20 protein-coding genes are annotated in these 16281 nt (G+C 58.1%); 8 read left to right on the top strand and 12 right to left on the bottom strand.

Annotated elements, in window-relative coordinates:
• The first annotated feature begins 64 nt into the window (after positions 1-64).
• From VGR81_03105 to VGR81_03095, 3 genes are all read left to right on the top strand, one after another.
• Positions 65-1243, top strand: a complete 1179-nt coding sequence (locus tag VGR81_03105) for an RHS repeat-associated core domain-containing protein (protein HEV2287921.1) — start codon at positions 65-67, stop codon at positions 1241-1243.
• On the top strand, positions 1240-1617 hold the full coding sequence (locus VGR81_03100; protein HEV2287920.1) for a carboxypeptidase regulatory-like domain-containing protein: 378 nt from the start codon (positions 1240-1242) through the stop codon (positions 1615-1617). Before VGR81_03105 ends, VGR81_03100 begins: the two co-directional genes overlap by 4 nt.
• Before the next feature lie 78 nt (positions 1618-1695).
• Positions 1696-2649 (top strand): hypothetical protein, encoded by a 954-nt coding sequence (locus tag VGR81_03095; protein HEV2287919.1) that lies wholly within the window; start codon positions 1696-1698, stop codon positions 2647-2649.
• A 1860-nt stretch (positions 2650-4509) separates the two neighbouring features.
• Here VGR81_03095 and VGR81_03090 read toward each other — a convergent pair.
• Both VGR81_03090 and VGR81_03085 read right to left on the bottom strand, forming a co-directional pair.
• Positions 4510-4869: a carboxypeptidase-like regulatory domain-containing protein gene (locus VGR81_03090; GenBank protein ID HEV2287918.1), complete on the bottom strand. Its 360-nt coding sequence runs from the start codon at positions 4867-4869 to the stop codon at positions 4510-4512.
• A gap of 113 nt (positions 4870-4982) precedes the next feature.
• A complete protein-coding gene (locus VGR81_03085; GenBank protein HEV2287917.1) occupies positions 4983-5246 on the bottom strand; it encodes a hypothetical protein in 264 nt (87 codons plus the stop codon).
• 162 nt (positions 5247-5408) lie between these two features.
• Here VGR81_03085 and VGR81_03080 point away from each other — a divergent pair, with 162 nt between their 5' ends.
• Positions 5409-5870 carry an NUDIX hydrolase gene (locus tag VGR81_03080; GenBank protein HEV2287916.1) on the top strand — a complete coding sequence of 154 codons (462 nt, stop codon included), beginning with the start codon at positions 5409-5411 and terminating at the stop codon, positions 5868-5870.
• Positions 5871-5893: 23 nt separating this feature from the next.
• On the opposite strand, the gene VGR81_03075 is transcribed toward VGR81_03080, so the two are convergent.
• The 6 genes from VGR81_03075 to VGR81_03050 all read right to left on the bottom strand — a co-directional run bounded on the left by VGR81_03075 (position 5894) and on the right by VGR81_03050 (position 8858).
• The gene (locus tag VGR81_03075) at positions 5894-6124 is read right to left on the bottom strand and encodes a hypothetical protein (GenBank protein ID HEV2287915.1); all 231 of its coding nucleotides are present in this window, start codon (positions 6122-6124) and stop codon (positions 5894-5896) included.
• 58 nt (positions 6125-6182) lie between these two features.
• A complete protein-coding gene (locus VGR81_03070; protein ID HEV2287914.1) occupies positions 6183-6572 on the bottom strand; it encodes a hypothetical protein in 390 nt (129 codons plus the stop codon).
• 31 nt (positions 6573-6603) lie between these two features.
• Entirely contained in the window at positions 6604-6975 is a 372-nt protein-coding gene (locus tag VGR81_03065) for a hypothetical protein (protein HEV2287913.1), read from the bottom strand.
• A gap of 61 nt (positions 6976-7036) precedes the next feature.
• Positions 7037-7783 (bottom strand): di-trans,poly-cis-decaprenylcistransferase, encoded by a 747-nt coding sequence (locus VGR81_03060; protein ID HEV2287912.1) that lies wholly within the window; start codon positions 7781-7783, stop codon positions 7037-7039.
• A gap of 30 nt (positions 7784-7813) precedes the next feature.
• Positions 7814-8203: a transcriptional regulator gene (locus tag VGR81_03055; GenBank protein HEV2287911.1), complete on the bottom strand. Its 390-nt coding sequence runs from the start codon at positions 8201-8203 to the stop codon at positions 7814-7816.
• Positions 8193-8858: a hypothetical protein gene (locus VGR81_03050; protein ID HEV2287910.1), complete on the bottom strand. Its 666-nt coding sequence runs from the start codon at positions 8856-8858 to the stop codon at positions 8193-8195. Before VGR81_03050 ends, VGR81_03055 begins: the two co-directional genes overlap by 11 nt.
• A gap of 96 nt (positions 8859-8954) precedes the next feature.
• On the opposite strand from VGR81_03050, the gene VGR81_03045 reads away from it, so the two are divergent.
• Positions 8955-9485 (top strand): DinB family protein, encoded by a 531-nt coding sequence (locus VGR81_03045; GenBank protein ID HEV2287909.1) that lies wholly within the window; start codon positions 8955-8957, stop codon positions 9483-9485.
• Between the two features lie 33 nt (positions 9486-9518).
• Here the strand turns inward: VGR81_03045 and VGR81_03040 are convergent, their stop codons facing one another.
• The 4 genes from VGR81_03040 to VGR81_03025 are packed head-to-tail and all read right to left on the bottom strand — an operon-like array spanning position 9519 to position 13543.
• Entirely contained in the window at positions 9519-10259 is a 741-nt protein-coding gene (locus tag VGR81_03040) for a dolichyl-phosphate beta-glucosyltransferase (GenBank protein ID HEV2287908.1), read from the bottom strand.
• Positions 10256-10930, bottom strand: a complete 675-nt coding sequence (locus tag VGR81_03035) for a protein-L-isoaspartate(D-aspartate) O-methyltransferase (protein HEV2287907.1) — start codon at positions 10928-10930, stop codon at positions 10256-10258. The genes VGR81_03040 and VGR81_03035 overlap by 4 nt, the downstream gene beginning before the upstream one ends.
• A gap of 17 nt (positions 10931-10947) precedes the next feature.
• On the bottom strand, positions 10948-12123 hold the full coding sequence (locus VGR81_03030) for an aminotransferase class V-fold PLP-dependent enzyme (GenBank protein ID HEV2287906.1): 1176 nt from the start codon (positions 12121-12123) through the stop codon (positions 10948-10950).
• Positions 12116-13543: an amino acid permease gene (locus VGR81_03025; GenBank protein ID HEV2287905.1), complete on the bottom strand. Its 1428-nt coding sequence runs from the start codon at positions 13541-13543 to the stop codon at positions 12116-12118. The genes VGR81_03030 and VGR81_03025 overlap by 8 nt, the downstream gene beginning before the upstream one ends.
• Positions 13544-13655: 112 nt before the next feature.
• On the opposite strand from VGR81_03025, the gene modA reads away from it, so the two are divergent.
• From modA to VGR81_03010, 3 genes are read left to right on the top strand one after another with little or no spacing between them, the layout of a single operon-like run.
• A complete protein-coding gene (modA, locus tag VGR81_03020; protein HEV2287904.1) occupies positions 13656-14465 on the top strand; it encodes a molybdate ABC transporter substrate-binding protein in 810 nt (269 codons plus the stop codon).
• Between the two features lie 13 nt (positions 14466-14478).
• Positions 14479-15165 (top strand): molybdate ABC transporter permease subunit, encoded by a 687-nt coding sequence (gene modB, locus VGR81_03015; GenBank protein ID HEV2287903.1) that lies wholly within the window; start codon positions 14479-14481, stop codon positions 15163-15165.
• 1 nt (position 15166) lies between these two features.
• Complete coding sequence (locus VGR81_03010; protein HEV2287902.1) at positions 15167-16249, top strand: sulfate/molybdate ABC transporter ATP-binding protein; 1083 nt, start codon at positions 15167-15169, stop codon at positions 16247-16249.
• The last annotated feature ends 32 nt before the right edge of the window (positions 16250-16281 follow it).

Here is a 16281-nt window from a genome sequence, read left to right as displayed (position 1 = left end):
CGCGGAGGAGAATGCGATCTCCGATATATCCGCGATTTCGCTACAAGGGCCGCAGCCGGATAATTTGAACATCAGCGTGACCACGGCAAATCAAATGGATGGCTACTCGTATGATGCGGAAGGGCGGCGGGTGCGGAGGACAGTGCCGGGAAGCGGGATCACGGATGATTACCTCTACGACCTGGACGGGAACTATATTACGCAGGTGAGCGGGACGGGATGGTGGATACGGGGAGAGTTGTACGCGGACGGGAGGCACTTGGGGACGTATGAGAACGATCTGAGTACGCCGACGACGTTCTTCAATCATACGGATCATCTGGGGACGGAGCGGGTGGAGACGGCAGTGAACGGGACGGCGTGCGAGACGATCACGAGCTTGCCGTTCGGAGATGGGTTGAACACGAGCGGGAGTTGCGATCCGAGCGCGAAGTACTTCACGGGCAAAGAACGCGACTGGGAATCGAACCTGGATAACTTCGGAAAACGCTACTACGGTTCGAGCATGGGCCGCTTCATGACCACCGATCCAGTTCTGATAACGACAGAACGGCTGATGAATCCGCAACAGCTCAACCTCTACGCCTATGTTGCGAATAATCCATTTCGTTTTATCGATCCGACTGGAGAGATTTTGCAGTGTGTCGGAGATGCCGAAAGCCAAAAACAGTGTTTTTCGGACCTGCAACAGATCGCTGGAGATGCTGCAAATCGACTCTCGATGGATGCAAAAACAGGGGTCGTTAGTTTCGACACCAAAGACCTTGATCTAAGCAAGAACGAGGGAGCGGCGCTCGTCAACGATCTCGTCGGTAGCAAGAATACATACGACTTCAGTGTCGGCCCCACGGTCATGACGAATAAGGGACCCGTCAGAATCGATAAAATTTCTTTCGATTTGGCTAACCTTCCAGCATTTGGCGACCAACGCCAAATCGGTAATCCTCCGTCTGGCGTCAGTGACATCCTCGGTCTCAATCTCGACAATCCGAATATGACGCGAGTGTCAAATACCAATCTAAAGGTAGCTCCAGAGTGGACTGTTGCGTTTCACGAGCTTGCCGAGGCCTACGAGAAGATCGACGGTGGAAAGGGCGGGAGTTACGCGGCAGGTCACGATGCGGCTCTGCAACGAGAACTAGAGTTGAGAGATCAACGTCCCTACCTCAAGGAGTACAACACCGGTGCTGGAGGGCCAGCGAACTCTCGAAATGCGCAAGGTGGAATCATCATCAAGCAATGACCAAGAGAATGCTATATCGGTTTGTACTGTTGGCGCTGGTTCTCCTCCTCGCTGTAGGAGCTGGGTACTCGACCGAGCGTGTCATGCAAAAAAAAATCTCCGTGAGTCGCGCGCTCGCCGGTCAGGTTCTTGTTCGTGGAACAGACGAACCAGCAAATGGTGTGACAGTTGAACTCTGTACCTCTGACTGGAAGACAGTGCTTGCGTCCACGAAGACTGATGAGAAGGGCCACTTCTCGCTGGAACAACCGGCGACGGGAAAGCTGTTTTACATCCAGGTATCGGCACCGGGCATGGATATCTACGAGCTTCGAGTGCGTATCAAAAAGCACGCCGCGCAGGAGCTGACGATCCATCTCAGCGTCGCGACATGATCTCAGACTACGTTCGTGCGACAGCGAAGAAGTGGCGGGTGGCCCACGTTAAGCGATACATTCGGAGGATTATACGAAGTGGCGGCGCACCCTTTGATGTTTAAGGATGCGGGCGCGCAGCCGGACAACTTGCGCATCAGCGTGACCACGGCGAATCAAATCGACGGCTACAGCTACGATGCGGCAGGGAATTTGATGAACGACGGGTCGCACAGCTACTATTACGATGCGGAGCATCATCTGGCGCAAGTGGATGGGACGGAGGGATGGTGCCAGAGCAATACGGGCACAGCGGCGACAGCTTGCTACACGTATGATGCGGAAGGGCGGCGGGTGCGGAGGACCGTCCCGGGGAGCGGGATCACGGATGACTACCTCTACGACCTGGCCGGGAACTATATTACGCAGGTGAGCGGGACGGGATGGTGGATCCGGGGAGAGTTGTACGCGGGCGGGAGGCACTTGGGGACGTATGAGAACGATCTGAGTACGCCGACGACGTTCTTCAATCACACCGACCATCTGGGGACGGAGCGGGTGGAGACAAACGTAAGTGGGAGCAGTTGCGAGACGATCACGAGCTTGCCGCTTGGAGATGGGCTAAATATAAGCGGGAGTTGCGATCCGAGTGCGAAGTACTTCACCGGCAAAGAGCGCGATTGGGAATCGAACCTCGACAACTTCGGCGCTAGGTACAATTCGTCGCAAGTAGAGCGCTTCATGATCCCCGACCCGTTCGGCGGACAGGCGGCGAGCAAGGCCTACGAACGGCGCACAGGAAAAATCGAACGGGGCCGGAGAAGAAATCCGGCCCCGTTTCGTTTTGGAAACTGCCGTGCGCTGGCTTCGGCGCGAATGATACCCAGAAAAATGGACCGGAGATTCTTACGGGCCGCGGACGATTACGGCTTGAATGGTGGGCGAGCCGACGGTGCCGATGGTGTTGAAGAGAAAGCCGCCGGTGGAAACCTGCGTATTGACCGTGACTCCGGTCAGGCTGGCGGGAGAGAGATTTTGATAGATCGTGGGTGAGCTGACGCTCACTTGCATTTGCAAGATGGCTTGCAGCGGATTGTCGGCGTATATCGCCGGAAGCGGAGCGGCCTGGCTGCCGATGGTGAAAAGATTCGTCAGGGAATTGGTTGATGTGACGGTGGCGGAAACCTGCGTTTGCTCAAGGGCGATCGTATCCGTGCTGAAGGAAAGCGGATTCGTGGTGATTTGGCCGTTGACGATGTCGACTTCGACTTCCTGGCCGACGAGCAAATCGCCGGTCGAGCCGAACGTGGCGCCGACGGGCAAGCCGAATTGGCCGTTGTTAATTTCAAATGTAACGGTATTGGCCAAATTCACGGTGACGGGCGTACCGACGGGCAGAGAGGCATTCGCGGGGAGCGTATTGTGGACGATCATTTGCAAGGATGGAGTGGCGTTATTGATATTCGCCAGGGATACGATCGTGCCACTGACGAGCTGGGCGCCCGAAGGCTGATCGAAATCCACTTCGACGGCGGAGTAGGTGCCGTTGCCGATGATGGATGCGCTGACGTCAACGGTCTGGCCCGAGGAAAGACAAGTGAAATTGTTGGCGACGCAATTGGCGCGCTGAAATTCAAAGGTGGTGGCGGAGGAGCCGCTGGTGTTGACTCCGATGGTAAAGGATTGGCCGGTAGAGGCCTTGATGCTGAATTGATTCTGGCTGGCGTTCACGCTGGTGATCTGACCGTGCAGGGAAAAATCGCCCAATGATGCAGCGAGCTGAGGGTTCTGCGTGACGGCGACACTCAATGCACCGGCCTGCGTGAAGTCGAGGCTGAAGCCCTGCTGCGTCTGGCCAACGATATTGTTGAGATTGGCGTCGAGCTCGAGAAGCGTGCCTTCGCTGGCGGAAGGCGAGACGGTGATCGGGACGGTAATCGTGGAGCCGTTGGAAATCGCGGGTGACACGATGCAGGAGGCGCCGACCGCGCAGCTCTGGCCATTGCCAAGAGGAAGCGACGCGCCAGTGTCATTCAAAATCGTGATTTGCGGGTTGGAGACGGTCAGCACCAAGCTGGTGTAACTGTTGGCGGCGATGCTTTGGACGGGAAAAACGACGGAGTTGGTGAGCAACTGCGTCAGCTCGATGGTTTGTCCGGGCGCGGAAAGAAGTGCAACGTTGCCGGGCTGCAGGACGGCGCCGGTCACTGTGATTTCAATGGAAGTAATGCCGATGCTGGAAGCGACAGCGCCGTCGTGGATGGCCAAGACTACGGGGGCGTTTCCGCCGCCGCCCTTATTTCCATTCGTTGGAAAAATGGCGTGGCTGCACCCTGCCAAACACGAGAGACATGCGGCAAGCCACGGAAAAAGCCGCAAATGCTTCCGTTGCGTCATGCGTTTTTTCCTCAATTCCTCTCCGGCGAGTCCGGTTTCGCCGACGGTCACAAGACTCAATTCTGACGCAATCCAGGGGATTCGGGGCAGGATGTTCGACCGGCTATAGATAAAGAGTTAACAAATCACAGCAGCGCAGAGAGACAGAGTGAAGAGAAATTCGCGGAATGAGGCTGGCCCGGGCGGGGCGATTCTAATGACAGCCGCAGGAGTGCGGAGTGCATGCGCAAGAACCGGAACCGGCGGATTTATCGGAAGAGGAGCTCGCGGATGCGCCGCCGTTGCCCGTATGCGCGGCAAAGGTGGAAAACTGGATGGTAGAACGACGGCTACCGCACTTGGGACATTCGGTGCGTCCGTTTTGCGAATTCACAATGCGCTCGAAGCGCGCTTTGCAGTCGTCGCAGACATATTCGTAGATGGGCATGGCGTCCTCTTAGCAGATCGCTGCAATCATTATAACCGAAAGCGGCCAGAAAGGCGTTTTGCGAACGAGGGCGAGCGTTTTTACAAGAATCAATTCTTCAGGGGAATGATGAGATTGATTTCGATGTCGCGCCGACTGTCGAAGCTGGAAATGGTGCGCTTTGCGGACTTCAGATGTTTGTACTCAGCTTGAATTTGAAAATCAACGTTGGGATCGAGACCCGTGAAACGATAGACGCCATCGGGACCGGGAATATAAGTCCGAACCGCATTGGTGCTCATGTTGCGGAGATAGACGACGCTGCTAGGAATGGGATTTTCGCTCTTGTCCATGACGATGCCATGAACAGTGCGCAATTGAGAAGCGTTGCGCTCATCCTGAGCTCGCGCTGCTGGAGCGCTGACCATCAAGGCGAGCAGAACAAGAACTGCGGAAGACGCTATGCCCATTGGTCTCAAAGATTGCTCCTGTGCCCGACCTGCTGCAAAAACCGGCGAAGGGTGCATGCGTTTAAGGGTTGGATGCGAAAGAGGCGTAAAAGAGATGCAGACGGCAAGCGAACTTATCCAGCAGACGCGCTCTCATCGTCGGCCTCTTCTTCTTCGTCTTCGTCCTCGTCCCTGTCCCCTTCTTCGTCGTCATCGCCGCCCATTTCCGACTCTTCTTCCTCATCCTCGTCATCATCGGAGATGAGATTGAGGCGAACGGGATGAGTCTGGACGACTTCGATTTCGACGTCGCACTCAGGACAAGTCAAAATTTCGCCTTCTTCGACTTCGTCTTCATCCACGTCGATTTCGGCATCGCAATCGGGGCATCTGACCACGTTAGGCTCTCCTTAGGCCATTTTGAACCACCGGAAGCGTATTATATAACGTCTGTGTCAAGCAACCGTGGTGTGCGGCAATGATACGGTAGAATTGTGACTTCTTGTGTTGCGACGCAGAAAATTCAAACTGGCCTATCGGATGATTTGCAAGAAGGAACTATGAGCGAAGAGAGAGAATATCCGGAACATCCGGTAATTGCCGTCGGCGGAGTGGTGATTGCGGATTCGCGGGCGCTGCTGATTCGGCGCGGGCAGGCTCCGCTGGAAGGCCGGTGGTCAATTCCGGGAGGAATTCTGGAACTGGGCGAAACCATTTCCGAAGGGATCGCTCGGGAATTGCTGGAAGAGACAGGAATCGAAGCGAAGCCGACAGAATTATTGGAAGTCTACGAAAAGGTGTTTCGAGATGCGAGCGGGCGCGCGCAATATCACTTCGTGATTCTCGATTATCTGTGCGAATTCCGCGGCGGGACAGCACAGCCTGGCGGAGACGTGACGGCGGTGGCGTGGGCGAGCGAAGCGGAACTATCGCAATACGAACTGACCGACGCGGCAACACGCGTGATTCAGAAGGCGTTCGCGGCGACGCGAGTCCGAACCAAGGCGCACGGCCAGAGCTAGCGGCGCAAGAAAGTGCACCGAGGTCAGCGGCTGGCGTCCCGAGAAGTACGCGAGGCGAGCCAGCCGAGAAGCGTCCACGCCGAAACCCAAAAGGGAAAAATTCCGTAAAGCGTGTCAGAAGCAGAATGCGAATGGCGGTCAATGGCCGTGAAGACTTGCAAGCAGAAAAAAATTGTCAGTAAAAATGCGAGCCAGCCGGGCCAAGCGATGGGCCGATAAAACCAACCCCAGGGTTTGAACCAAATCGCTTTCATTTGGCGCTCTCCTTTCAGGCCCGTGTCCTTTGTAAAATTTTCGAACCTTTCGTTGGCGTCAGCGAACGTTGGGAACGAAAGAATAGATTTCGTCGGCGATCCAATAGTTCGCGAGAAGAATGGCGAAAAGCGTGCCGACGAGCCACAGGCTCCAGCGCCAGTGGCGCCATAGTCCTCGAAGGGATGAACTTTGCATGGGAATATCGGCAAAGTACGCAGCGCAGTAACAGACATTCGCGAGCAGGCCAAGAACCACGAAGGCGAGAAGGCTCGACCACGTAAACGCCGGACGAAAATGCGGCCACGTGGCTACGACCCAAGCGACAACGACGCCAAAGAGCAGAAGATTGTAGATGATGCGGCGGCGCTCCCAATACGCGAAGGCGTCAGAGAAGACTCCCGGCGATCCTGAGGGCAGTGGCGACGGAAAAGAATTTTGCGAGCTCATATTGAGCCTCCAGAGCGTGACACGCAACCGGTTACTGGCTAATCTGGGCGATGATCCAGGCGTTGGCCAAAGCGACGGCGAGCAACGTCCCCGCGAGCCACAAAATCCAGCGGCGACGGCGCCACAGATCACGGAACGAAGAGCTCTGGATGAAGATATCCACGAGATAGGCCGAGCAATAAAGGACGTTTGCAAGCGCCGCGAGAACGAAAAGCGTGAGCAAGATTGCCCATACGGGCGTCTGGCGAAGATGCGTCCAGTCGGCGGCGCCCCAGGCGATCGTGACAGCGGCGAGAATGAAATTGTAAGGAATGCGGCGGAGTTCCCAGTAACGAATAGCGTCATCGAGAATTCCGCGCAGCTCAACGGATCCAACAGGGTGAATGGCTTCCGATGTGTTCATGTGCGACGCTCCTGTCCTATAGAAAATAGAAAACAAAAGTGTCCGGCGCTTCTGCGAATCGTTATTGGATTGCCGCGGTGGCGACGGTCACCGGAACGCTGCCAAAGCGGCGGTCGCGAGCATGGAAATCGCGGACGGCGGTTTCCAAATCGGCGGCGTCGAAATCGGGCCACATGCGCTCGAGGAAATGCAACTCGGCATACGCGCACTCCCAGAGCATGAAATCGCTGAGGCGCTGCTCACCGCCCGTGCGGATCAGCAGATCCACGTCGGGAGAACCATCGGAGGAGTGCGTGACATCGCCGAGACGGCGGGAAAATTCCTGCTGGGTGACTTCGGTTGCCGAGACCATCCAGCAAGCGGCCTGGAGCATGGAGTCGCGCGCGGAATAATCCACGGCGATGCGCAGATGGAGTCCGCTATTTTCCGCCGTGGCATCTTCGACCGACTCAATCGCGGAAACGAGCGCGCTCGGCAAGCGATCGCGGCGGCCAATGACGCTGATGCGAACGCCGTGCTCCGCAGCATGGCGCGCTTCATTGAAGAAATAGGATTCGAGAAGGCCGAAAAGCGCACCGACTTCGTCCGACGAGCGCTGCCAGTTGTTCGAGGAGAAAGCAAAAAGCGTGAGCGTATCGATGCCGAGACGCGGAGCGGTCCGGACAATTCGATTGACGACTTCCACACCGGCGCGATGCCCGGCCGAGCGCGGCAGGCCGCGCATCTCGGCCCAGCGGCCATTACCATCCATGACGATGGCGACGTGAATTCCCTGCGGCGGAACAATATACAAAGTACTTTTTTTCATGAAGTATGAAGGCAAAAAATTTTGCCCTACCTATCCTTCCCGCGTAACGCGAATCAACGCTTCCATATGATCCAGATAATGCTGCAAAGCCTTGCGGCCCGAAGGCGTGAGGCGATATTCCGTCTTGGGCATGCGCCCGGCGAACGACTTGGCGCAAGCGATGTAGCCGGCGTCTTCGAGCTTTCGCGCGTGGACGCTCAGATTGCCATCGCTGGCGCCGACGAGCTTCTTCAATTCGTTGAAACTTAGAGTCGTGTTCACGGCCAGTGCGCTGATGATGCCCAGACGCGTGCGCTCGTGAATCAGGCGGTCGAGCGAACGAGTGGATTCTTCAGCCACCCGACCGCGAACCGCCTCCCACTCGTGACGCACGGATTTTACGTCCTGCGGAGACCGCACCGCCGCTGATTTACCCGCCATAGTTCCTCGCAATCACTGCCCCGAAAAGAATGTGAAATCCGCCAAAGCCCAGGCCGAGCAGGAACTTGTCCCAGCCAGCCGGACAGAAAAACGCGACCGTGCCGAGAACCATGAAACAAAGCCCCATCAAAGGAACCACACGAATCGAAAAGGCGCCGCCGGTGACAACGCCCGTGCCATAGAGAAGCAGCCACGTCGCAGGGATGGCGGCGACAAGCCCGGCGTGAAAAAGAACGTAGGTGAGAATCGCGCCGACAAAAAGCGGAGGAACAAAACTGAGCGCAAATTTGCGCGCAGGGCCGGAGAGAAGAGAATCTTTGGCGCGGCGCGCCTTGAGAAGCGTGCTCCAGCCGGCGATGGCGAAAGCAATGGCCGCTTCGACGAGCCAAACGGTGAGCCAAGCGCCGGGGCTCGTTTGCTGCGCGGCGACGATTGCGGCGCCGACGGCCGTGATGCCGAGGACCATTCCGCCCCAGCCGGGAACGGCAGTGAAAGAGCCAGCGCGCTCCATGGTTTCGCGAATGAAGCGGAGGTTATCGCGAGCGTGATCGTCGATGGCAACGGGACGGCGAAGAGGCGAGGAGGAGTTCATCGGTGAAAGCATAGCACGAGGGGAAATAATGTCAAGTACTTTGTTTTGCAAAGTGAATGACACGAAGATCCGCGCAGAGGCGAGGAGATGCGAATTTAGTTGTCGCTCGCGTGGGTGCGGGACTATGCTTTTCGGTCGTTTCCACTGAGGAGGATTTCCATGAAGCGAATCTTGATTTGCGCCGCGATCGCGGCTTTGATGCCGCTGGCGGCGAACGCGCAATCATCCAATCCGGTTTCGGATTCGGTGAAGCAGATGGTGGCGCAGCACGCCAAGGCCATCATTGCCGCCGCGGAAGAAATGCCGGCGGACAAATACGGCTACAAACCCACGCCGGAGCAACTTACGTTCGGACATATGGTCATGCACCTGGCGCAATCGAACACGTTTTTGTGCTCGACGATTGCGGGCACGAAACCGCCGGAGGGAGAGAAACTCACCGAGACGGATCCCAAAGACAAGCTCGTTGGCGCGCTCAAGACTTCGTTCGATTATTGCAGCGGAGTCCTCGATAAGACCGACGATTCGAAGCTGGGAGAAATGCTGCCGTTGTTCCGGGGCAACGTTCCTCGCGCGCGAGTGATGATCACGCTGGTGGCGGACCTTTACGATCACTACAGCGCGGAAGCAGCGTATTTGCGGTTGAACGGAATGCTGCCGCCGACGGCGCAACCGCGACCGAAACAATAACCAACCCGAATACGAACGCGGCAGAGCCGGGCATCACTTCGCGGATTTGGGATAGCGGCCGGTTATCGCGTTCCAGCGAATCAAGAAAAGATCCGCGAGCATGCGCAGGCTATCGCGCACGACGTGGACTTTCGTTCGCGCGTCATGCGCCCAGCGAACCGGGACCTCGGCGGTTCGCAGACCGTGGCGGTGCGCGAGAAAAAGAATTTCGGGATCGAAGCCGAAATCCTCGATGCGCTGCTGCTCGAAAATGATTCGCGACTCGAGCATGGCAAAGGCTTTGAAGCCGCATTGCGTATCGTGAAACGGCAGGCCGGTAAACAAGCGCACAATCCAATTGAAAATAATTCCGGCCAGTTCGCGCATGCGAGACTGGTGAACTTCGATGAGGCGGCGATCGATGTCGCGCGAGCCGATGGCGACGTCGGCGGATTCGAGAGCAGCGAATAATTTTGCAGCTTCGCCGATGGGCGCGGAAAGATCCGCGTCGGTGAACAAAGCAACGCGGCCGCGCGCTTCGAGCATTCCGTGACGGACGCTATAACCCTTGCCACGATTCCGATCGTTGGAAACCAAACGCAGGCTGGGAATTTTCTGCTGCCATTCGGCGACAATTTGAGGCGTGGCATCTGTGGAACCGTCGTTGACAACGATGATTTCGGAAGATGGATGATTGCGACGGAGATACTGCGAAACATGCTCAAGCGCGAGAGGCAGACGATCCTCTTCGTTATAGGCGGGAATGACGACCGATAAGGCGAGAGGCGGCGTCATCCGGTTGTCGCGACGGGCCAGCCATGCCGGCCTTGCAGTGGCACGAACTGGCAAGGGAACAATTTCTCTTCGACGATGTGGCCAGCGGATTTGCGAACGCGCAAGAGCATTTGGCGGTCGATGCGGCCGACGGGAATCACCATGCGTCCGCCTTCGGCAAGCTGTTCGGTGAGCGGTTCGGGGATTTGCGGCGCGGCGGCGGCAACAAGAATGGCATCGAACGGCGCTCCGGGCGGCCAGCCAAGCGTGCCATCACCAATTTCGACGCGGACGTTTTTGTAGCCGAGCGCGGCGAGCCTTTCGCGCGCGGCTTCGGCGAGCGGCGGGCGCGCTTCCACCGTGATGACTTCACGCGCGAGCTCGGCGAGGATTGCCGCTTGATAGCCAGAGCCGGCGCCGATTTCCAAGACGCGTTCGTTGCCGCCGAGTTCCAGCGCTTCGGTCATGGCCGCCACCATGTAGGGCTGCGAAATGGTTTGACGCTCGCCGATGGAGAGCGGTTCATCATTATAGGCGCGCTCGGCGAGTTCGGGCGGAACGAACAGATGGCGCGGAACGCGTTCCATGGCGGCGAGAACGCGCGGCGAATAGATGCCGCGCTTGCGAATCTGTTCGACAACCATCGCCATGCGCAACGATTCCCAATCTGCGGCGTTCTGAACGTCGGCCAATTTGCACCAGCGCCGGCTCACGCCGGCTGGAGATGGCGCTCCCAAGCGCGCGTTGCGAGGATTTCCTCGATTTGGGCCAGGGCAAAATCGATTTCGTCGTCGCGATTATAAAAATGAGGTGAGAGGCGCACGCCGGCGCCAGGGCGGTAATCGACCATGACGTTGCGGGCGATCAATTCGTTTTTCACTTCCCTGGCGTGCGGACAATCGACGGAGACTGTGCCGCCGCGCTCGGCGGAATCGCGCGGCGAATTCACGCGCCAGCCGCGCTGAAGAGCGCCGGCAATGAGCCGCTCCGTCTGGCGAATGGATTTTTCACGGATGCGATCGATACCGACTTTGTGGATGATTTCGAGTCCCGGCTGGCAGGCGTAAAGCGCTGGGATTTGCGGCGTGCCGTTCAAGAAGCGGTAGGAATCCTCGCGCGGGTCGATTTCGCCAATTTCAAAATCGAAAGGACGCTGATGGGCGAGCCAGCCGGTCAGCGAAGGCGAGAATTTCGCGCGCAGATCAGGACGAACGTAAAGATAAGCAACGCCTGGCCCGCCGCAGAGCCATTTCAGCACGCCGCCAACGGCGAAATCGGTCTTGAGGTCGCGAACATTGACGGGCACGGTCCCGGCGGCTTGAAAACAATCGAGAATCACGTAAGCGCCGACTTTATGAGCGCGTTCGATTATCGCTTTTGCGTCGATGATGGTGGCGCTGCGGAAAAGCACATAAGAAATCGGAACGAGAAGAGTTGTTTCGTCTATGGCGGCGAGGACGCGTTCGAGAGGAATATGGACTCCGTCTTCGCTCTTGAGCATTTCGACGCGCGCGCCGCGGCGGCGCTGTTCCATATAAAAGTAAACGATGGATGGAAATTCCAGATCGACGAGAACGACTTTGTTGCGCGGTCCGGAAAAATCAAAACAGGAGGAAATCACGGCCTGCGTGATGGTGACGTTCTGGTGCAGAGAAATTTCGCCGGGGCCCGCGCCGATGATGGCGCCGACTTTGTCGCCGACGGAAACGGCCATGTCCCACCAGCCCTCTTCCCAGGCACGAAGACCGCGCGTGGCCCAGCTTTCGGCGTAATCGTGGACGCGGTCGTAGACAGCGCGCGGCATGGCGCCGAGCGAATTGCTGATCATGTAGGTGGTGGTCTCGAGAATCGGAAACTGACTGCGCCAGTTGAGCAGTTCATCCATGGGAATCGTCCTTTTGCGCGACTTCGCTTGTCTCAGGACCGCGCTGCCTCGCAGAGACAAAATAGCATATCGTGATGAAGGCAAGCCACGGGGGGCCGGCGAGCAGCGTGATTTTCATGCCGGGAATCCACCAAGTCGAAATCGTCACACCGGCGAGCGCTGCGAGGCCTGCGACGGAAGTCCACGCGGACCGCGGTGCGAAGCGAGCTGGCAGCGCGGACGTACCCAAGCGTCCAAAGTGCCTTCGAAAAAACAAATGGGTCAGAAAAATCATCATCCAGACGAACAGACCACCGAAAAACGCAGCGCCGAGCGTGTAAACGAAGGCCGTATCCTGAAAGCGGAGATCGAGAACGAGAGCCACGGCCATGCCGATGCTGGAGACAAGAAGCGCGATGAGCGGAGAGCCACGAGAATTGAGTTTGCAGAGCCACTGCGGAGCGTATCCGCCGCGCGAGAGCGAGAAAAGCATGCGAGAGGTTAGGTAGAGGTTTGTATTCATGCTGGAAAGCGCGGCGGTGAGCACGACGAAGTTCATGATGGCCGCAGCGGCAGGGATGCCAACGCTCTGAAAAACGCGGACAAACGGGCTTTCGGCGAGGCCAGCCTGCGTCCAAGGCATGACGCCGACGAGGACGACCATGCCGCCGATGTAAAAGAGCGCGAGGCGCGCCAGCGTCCAGCGCAGCGCACGCGGAACAGCGACTTCCGGGTTTTTCGCTTCTCCCGAGGCGACAGCAACGACTTCGATGCCGATAAAACTGAAAATGGCCATGGCGACGCCGAGTCCGACGCCAGTCCAGCCGTGCGGCAAGAAACCGCCATGCGCGGTGAAGTTGGCGAAGCCGATGCGCGGAAAACCGATGCCGAAAAGAAGCGCGGCTCCCAAGGCGAGAAACATGCAAATCGTCGCGACCTTGATGAGCGCGAACCAATATTCGAAGCTGCCGAAATTCCCGACGCTGCGCGCATTGATGTAGATGAGCGCCGCGGAAAAAGCGATGATCCACAACCAGCCGGGAATTCGCGGGAACCAAAAATGGCAATAAATCGAGGCGGCGACGACTTCGCTGCCAACGGCGACGGCCTGCGCAAGCCAATAGGAATAGCGCATGGCGTAGCCAGCCCAGGGATGAACGTAAATCTCCGCGTAGACGCCGAACGAGCCTGCAACGGGATGCGCGACGGCCATTTCTCCGAGCGCCCACATGAGCGCGAGGGCGACCAACGCTCCGCCAGCGTAGCTTAAAATGACTCCCGGGCCGGCCAAACGAATGGAGACGGCACTGCCCAGGAAAAGACCGGTGCCTATCGCGCCGCCGAGAGCAATCATCGAGAGCTGGCGCGAAGTGAGTTGACGCCGCAGGCCGGATTGGCGCGCAAGAATTTCTTCTGTACTTGTTTTTGCCAGTGGCGCCATATCTTCTCGCCGAGAGTTGGATGGTCATCGTATCAGACCAGCGCAAATTGCGCCCGGCGACAGGTTCGTCTACGATGGGCGTCGCTGAACGCGAGCTTTGGAGACACGGGACATGAAACTTGAGGGAAAGATGCGCTGGCGGCTCGCGGCGCTCGGCGTTTGCGCGCTGGCGGCGAGTTGCAGCAAGAGTCCAATTCATTCGCCGAATGAGCCGGTGACGCTGACGATTTCGGCGGCGATTAGCCTGAAGGATCCGTTGCAATCGATCGCTCAGACATACGAGCAGCAGCATCCCGGCGTGCGCGTCGAATGCAATTTCGGAGGTTCGGGCACGCTGGAGCAGCAGATCGAGCAGGGCGCGCCGGTAGACATTTTCATTTCTGCAGCCGAGAAAGAGATGGACACGCTTGAAGACAAACATCTGGTTGTCCCCGGTTCGCGACGCGACCTTCTGGCAAATCAGCTTGTGTTAATCGTGCCAGCAAGCTCGAAATTCACTGGAGGATTCGCGAATCTGGCGAGACGAACGGTTAAATCGATTGCGATGGGAGAGCCGCGGACGGTTCCTGCAGGAGCTTACGCGCAGGAAGTTTTCGGGCACTTGCACTTGCTGCCGGGAATTCAATCGAAGATTGTGTACGCCAAGGACGTGCGCGAAGTGCTGGCGTACGTCGAGACGGGAAATGCGGACGCGGGAATGGTCTACGCCACCGATGCGCGGATTTCGAATCGCGTGCGAATCGCTGCGACGGCGCCGGAGGGTTCTCACAATCCGATCCTGTATCCGGTGGCTGCACTGAATGTTTCCAAGGCCCCGCAGGCGGCACGGAGCCTGTTGGATGCCATCGAGACGCCGGAATCCCTAGCCATATTCGAAAAATACGGTTTTCTGGCGCCGGGCGGCGCGAAGGCGACGAATTGAACGAGGAATCGAAGTGACTCCTGACCTATCGCCGGTGTGGATTTCGCTGGAAACGAGCGTCACGGCGACGGCGATTACGCTTGTCCTGGGAACGGCCGTGGCTGTGTGGCGCGCGAACCGGCGCGGGGCAGGGCCGGCGATTCTCGACGGATTTTTTCTCCTGCCGCTGGTGCTGCCGCCGACGGTGGTTGGTTTTCTTTTGCTGCTGCTCTTCGGGCGGAACGGGCCGATCGGACGCCTGTTGATGCATTTTGGCGAGACGGTCGTATTTTCGTGGCCGGCAACGGTGATCGCGGCGGCAGTGGTTTCGTTTCCGCTAATGTACCTGAGCGCGCGAGCAGCGCTAGAGCAAGTTGATCCGCATTTCTTGCAGGCCGCGCGGACGCTGGGCGCTTCGGAATGGCGCGTTTTTCGCCGTGTGGCGCTGCCTCTGGCATGGCCGGGGATTCTTGCGGGAACGATCCTGGCGTTTGGGCGCGCGCTTGGCGAATTCGGCGCGACGCTGATGCTGGCGGGCAGCATTCCGGGGCGGACGCAGACGATTCCGCTTGCGATTTACTTTGCTGTGGAGTCGGGCGACAACAAGCAGGCGATCGCGTGGTCACTGATCGATATTTCCATTTCGGTGGCGATGGTCGCGGGAATGTATTACTGGACGCATCTGCAAAATTCGCCGCGCGCGCGGCTGGCTCGCCGCTGACATGGCGCTGAAAATCCAAATCGAAAAGCGCATGGGGAACTTTGCTCTCAATGTGCAATTTTCCTGCGGCGACGGGCCGCTGGCCGTGCTCGGCGCTTCCGGCGCGGGAAAAACCATGACGTTGCGTTGCATCGCGGGATTGGAGCGACCCGACCGCGGGCAAATCATTCTGCATGGAAGCATACTCTTTGATTCGAGCAAAGGAGTGGATGTTGCGAGCCGGAAGCGGCGCATCGGATTTGTGTTTCAGAATTACGCGCTTTTTCCGCATTTGACGGTCGCGGAAAATGTCGCGTTCGGACTGGGGAACATTGCGGATTCCGAGCGGAGGGTGCGCGTTGGGAAACAGCTTGCACAGATGCACGTCGAGCAGCTTGCGGAGCGATTTCCGCGCGACCTTTCGGGCGGCGAACAGCAGCGCGTGGCGCTCGGACGTGCGCTGGCCATCGAACCCGAGGCGCTCCTGCTGGATGAACCGCTTGCAGCGCTGGACACGCATCTGCGCAGCCAGATCGAAGCGCAGCTCATCGAAACGCTGGGACAGTTTCGCGGGCCGGCGCTTTTCGTGACGCACAATGTGGAAGAGGCTTACCGCATGGCGGAGAATTTTGTGGTGCTTTCGAAGGGCCGTGTGGCCGCGAGCGGACCAAAAGAAGAAATTTTCCGGCGGCCACCGAGTCTGGAAGTTGCGCTGCTCACCGGACTGAAGAATTTTTCGCGAGCACGTGCGATTTCGCCATCGCGCGTCGAAGCGATCGATTGGAATTGCGCGCTGGACGTCGCCGAGCCGCTCGCGGCGCAGGCTGCATATGTGGGGATTCGGGCGCATCATGTGGATTTTCCGGAAGCGGCGGCGGGAGATGCGGCGCAGACGAATACATTTCCCTGCTGGCTGACGCGCGCGAGCGAGACGCCATTCCGCATCACGCTGTATCTGCGATTGCACGCCGCGCCCGGCACTGACGAATCCGCACACCATTTGCAGGCGGAAGTGTTCAAAGAAAAATGGCTGCGCTTCAAGGACCAGCCGCAGCCGTGGCACGTGCGGCTGGCACCGGAGTCCGTTTTTCTGGTACCTGAGTAAACCCACGCGTGCTTGACGAAGCCGCCGCGAAA

Source organism: Candidatus Acidiferrales bacterium (assembly GCA_035934015.1).
Classification (GTDB): Bacteria; Acidobacteriota; Terriglobia; order Acidiferrales; family UBA7541; genus DAHUXN01.
This window is presented reverse-complemented; position numbering and strand designations above follow the sequence as displayed.

Coding starts and splice junctions, on each gene's coding strand:
- VGR81_03060 (HEV2287912.1), bottom strand. CDS start 7,783: ATGAAAAAAAGTACTTTGTATATTGTTCCGCCGCAGGGAATTCACGTC.
- VGR81_03100 (HEV2287920.1), top strand. CDS start 1,240: ATGACCAAGAGAATGCTATATCGGTTTGTACTGTTGGCGCTGGTTCTC.
- VGR81_03075 (HEV2287915.1), bottom strand. CDS start 6,124: ATGAAAGCGATTTGGTTCAAACCCTGGGGTTGGTTTTATCGGCCCATC.
- modA (HEV2287904.1), top strand. CDS start 13,656: ATGAAACTTGAGGGAAAGATGCGCTGGCGGCTCGCGGCGCTCGGCGTT.
- VGR81_03025 (HEV2287905.1), bottom strand. CDS start 13,543: ATGGCGCCACTGGCAAAAACAAGTACAGAAGAAATTCTTGCGCGCCAA.
- VGR81_03055 (HEV2287911.1), bottom strand. CDS start 8,203: ATGGCGGGTAAATCAGCGGCGGTGCGGTCTCCGCAGGACGTAAAATCC.
- VGR81_03045 (HEV2287909.1), top strand. CDS start 8,955: ATGAAGCGAATCTTGATTTGCGCCGCGATCGCGGCTTTGATGCCGCTG.
- VGR81_03040 (HEV2287908.1), bottom strand. CDS start 10,259: ATGACGCCGCCTCTCGCCTTATCGGTCGTCATTCCCGCCTATAACGAA.
- VGR81_03065 (HEV2287913.1), bottom strand. CDS start 6,975: ATGAACACATCGGAAGCCATTCACCCTGTTGGATCCGTTGAGCTGCGC.
- VGR81_03030 (HEV2287906.1), bottom strand. CDS start 12,123: ATGGATGAACTGCTCAACTGGCGCAGTCAGTTTCCGATTCTCGAGACC.
- VGR81_03070 (HEV2287914.1), bottom strand. CDS start 6,572: ATGAGCTCGCAAAATTCTTTTCCGTCGCCACTGCCCTCAGGATCGCCG.
- VGR81_03010 (HEV2287902.1), top strand. CDS start 15,167: ATGGCGCTGAAAATCCAAATCGAAAAGCGCATGGGGAACTTTGCTCTC.
- VGR81_03090 (HEV2287918.1), bottom strand. CDS start 4,869: ATGGGCATAGCGTCTTCCGCAGTTCTTGTTCTGCTCGCCTTGATGGTC.
- VGR81_03080 (HEV2287916.1), top strand. CDS start 5,409: ATGAGCGAAGAGAGAGAATATCCGGAACATCCGGTAATTGCCGTCGGC.